Raw genomic sequence first — 2,980 nt, 5'->3', positions numbered from 1 at the left:
CGACGGGACGACGCATGCCGAACACGCTGGGCGTGAACAGACGGAGGCTCCCGAGGAAGCCCGAGGAGCCCCAGTTCCTCCGGAAGGTCTTCCCGGGGTTCGGCCGCGGCGCGTCGGCGCGCGTGGTGCGGATCATCGTGCTGGTCATCGCCGCGTGGTTCAGCTCCGCGATCCTCCTCGGCGACAGCGGCCTCATCTCCATCCTGAGGATGAGGAGCATGCAGCGCTCCCTCGAGCGCGACATCAGGACGCTCGAAGAGGTGAAGGCGCAGACGATCGAGCTTCGCGAGGACCTCACGAACGACCCGCGGACGATCGAACGGGTCGCGCGCGAGGAGTACGGCATGATCCGGGACGGCGAGATCTGCTACCGCGTGCGGCTCGACGAGGAGACGCAGGACTCCCGCTGACCGCCTTCGCAGGAGGAGACCGATGGACCCGCAGGCCCTCCTGAGCCGCGACGCCCTCCTGCTGAACGTCGAGCACGGGTTCCTCTGGGCCTCCTTCGCCGCGTACTGCCTCGCGGCGCTCTTCTACGTGCTCCATCTCATCGCGCCCGGTGTGCACGGCTTCCGCGTCCGCTCGACGGTCGCGATGGTCGGCGCCGCGGTCTTCCAGACGATGACGGTCGTGCTCCGCGCCGTCCTCGCGGGCCGGCCGCCCTTCCAGACCCTCTACGAGAGCCTCGCGTGGTTCTCGTGGTCCGCGGTCGTCGCCTACCTCGTCATCGAGTGGCGCAGGCACGTGCGCCTGCCCGGGTTCTTCGTGTCGCTCGTCTGCGCGGGCGCGGTCCTGTACGCGCTCCTCGGTCAGAGCCCTGAGGTCAAGCCCCTTTTCCCCGCGCTCCAGAGCGTGTGGTTCTTCTGGCACGTCGCCATCGCCTTCGCGTCGTACGCGGTGTTCGTCGTGGCGTTCGCGGTGGAGATCTCGTACCTCAAGCAGCTCTTCATGTGGAAGATCGGCTGGACGCGCGACTACGGCCTCACCCGTGAGAACATCGGGCGCTTCCACCGCTCGGTCCACCAGCTCGTGCTCTTCGGGTTTCCGATGCTCACCTTCGGCATCATGTCGGGCGCGGCCTGGGCGAACGAGGCCTGGGGCGTGTACTGGCAGTGGGACCCGAAGGAGACCTGGTCGCTCATCACGTGGTTCGTGTTCGCGCTCTATCTCCACACGCGCGTGCGCCCGTCGTGGCGCGGCGCGCCGTCGTCGGCGATCATGATCGTCGCGTTCCTCTGCATGGTGACGACATTCCTGGGGGTCACGTGGCTCGCGAAGCTCTTCGGCATCCCGAGCCTGCACACGTACGGATGACGGACGCTCCGGCGCGCGCCCGGGCGGTCGGGAGGCCCGGGCCACTCAAGCTCCTCCTGCTCGAGTTCACGAAGCTCCGCCTCACGGTGTGGCTGCTCATCGTCATGGCGGTCACGATGGTCGTGGGATCCGTGTTCCCGCAGGGCTACGACGCCGCGATGTACATCGAGTCGTGGGGTGAGGCGCGGCACGCCGCGCTCGCGCGGTGGGGACTTCTCAACCTGTTCCACACGAAGTACTTCCTCGTGCTCGGCGCGCTCCTGCTCGTGAACCTCGTGGCGTGCAGCGTCGTGCGCTGGCTGGGGCGCGGCGGCGCGGGGCTCGCCGGCGAGGGGCCGCCGTCGCACGCGAAGCCCGTTCGGCTGCCGGCCGGCGCCGACCCGGCCGGGCGGGCGGCGGGCGTGCTCGCGGGGCGCGGGTACAAGATCCTCTCCTCGTCCGGGGGCGTCGTCGTGGCGCGCCGCGGGCCGTGGCCCGAGGGCGTGAGCCTTCTCTACCATCTCGCGCTCGCGCTCGCGATCCTCGGGTTCATCCTGTCGGCGCTCTTCGCGTTCGAGGGCGACCTCACGCTTGCCCCGGGCGAGCAGGCCACGATCGCGACGGTGAGCGACGAGACCGGCGCGCACAGGCTCGCGACACGGTTTGCGTCGTGGCGCGTCGGCTCGTGGCGGCCGTTCGCCGCCCTTCCCGCCGACACGACGGCGTGGGCGGGCCGCGAGGTCACGCTCACGCTCAACGAGTTCATCACCGAGTGGGAGCTCTACCGGGAGAAGTACTACAGCCGCGACTGGCTGAGCGACCTCGCGGTCGCCGGCGAGAAGGGCGAGGCGCGTCGGGCGCTCGTGGAGGTCAACAGGCCGCTTCGCATCTCGGGGCTCACGTTCTACCAGATGGCGTACGAGCAGTGGTTCGACGTGGTCGTGACGCGAAACGGCGTGGAGGTCGAACGGGTCGAGGGCCAGGCGCACACGCCGTTCGCGCTGGAATCCGCCGCCGGCATGTTCTTCCCCGGCACGCTCCGCGTCGGGACGCTCTACGAGAAGTACCACGACCCCGTGCCCATCACGCCGCACGTGCCGCTCAAGTGGCGCGCGCCGGACGCCGAGAAGGGCGCGAAGTCGGAAGAGATCGGGAACCTCTCGGTCGCGGAACCCCTCGAGCGGGACGGCGTCGCGCTCGCGATCGAGAACCCGCGCGAGGCCACGGTCCTCTCCTACCGCCACGACCCCGGCGTGCCGCTCCTCTACATCGCGATCATCGCGTTCATGGTGGGGCTCGCCATCCGCACGTACTGGCCGAGCTACCGCGTGAGCCTCTGGGTGACGCCGGGCGAGAGCGGCGCGCCAGAGGGCCGGCTTCTCTTCCGCGCGGCCGGCATCCTCGGGGAGCCGGAGGACATCGAGGCGGAGCTGGTGCGGGGACTCGAAGCTCCCGGATAGCCCGCCGGGCAACCTACTCGTGCCGGAGGGCCTCGATCGGGTTGAGCATCGCTGCCTTGCGCGCCGGGTAGTAGCCGAAGAAGATGCCCACCGCGGCCGCGAACCCGAACGCCATCACGACGACACCCGGGCTCAGGATGGTCGTCATCCCCACCGTCCGCGTGAGGAGCGCCGCGACGCCGTAGGCGAGCGCCGCGCCGATCACGCCGCCGACCAGGCTCAGCGCG

4 protein-coding genes are annotated in these 2,980 nt (G+C 70.1%); 3 read left to right on the top strand and 1 reads right to left on the bottom strand.

Translation table 11 applies throughout. The features are described 5' to 3' along the window. Positions 1–14 precede the first annotated feature (14 nt). Genes FJY74_09740 through FJY74_09730 form a run of 3 tightly spaced genes read left to right on the top strand, consistent with a single transcriptional unit; the run spans position 15 to position 2,753 of the window. Positions 15–410 (top strand): septum formation initiator family protein, encoded by a 396-nt coding sequence (locus FJY74_09740; protein ID MBM3308594.1) that lies wholly within the window; start codon positions 15–17, stop codon positions 408–410. A 22-nt stretch (positions 411–432) separates the two neighbouring features. Further along, complete coding sequence (ccsB, locus tag FJY74_09735; GenBank protein ID MBM3308593.1) at positions 433–1,314, top strand: c-type cytochrome biogenesis protein CcsB; 882 nt, start codon at positions 433–435, stop codon at positions 1,312–1,314. Further along, positions 1,311–2,753, top strand: a complete 1,443-nt coding sequence (locus tag FJY74_09730) for a cytochrome c biogenesis protein ResB (GenBank protein MBM3308592.1) — start codon at positions 1,311–1,313, stop codon at positions 2,751–2,753. Before ccsB ends, FJY74_09730 begins: the two co-directional genes overlap by 4 nt. A gap of 13 nt (positions 2,754–2,766) precedes the next feature. Here the strand turns inward: FJY74_09730 and FJY74_09725 are convergent. Next, on the bottom strand, positions 2,767–2,980 hold a 214-nt coding region (locus tag FJY74_09725; GenBank protein ID MBM3308591.1), incomplete at its 5' end, for an ABC transporter permease.

Source organism: Candidatus Effluviviaceae Genus I sp. (assembly GCA_016867725.1).
Lineage (GTDB): Bacteria > Joyebacterota > Joyebacteria > Joyebacterales > Joyebacteraceae > VGIX01.
The sequence above is the reverse complement of the archived record's forward strand: the minus strand, read 5'-3'. Positions and strand labels throughout refer to the sequence as shown.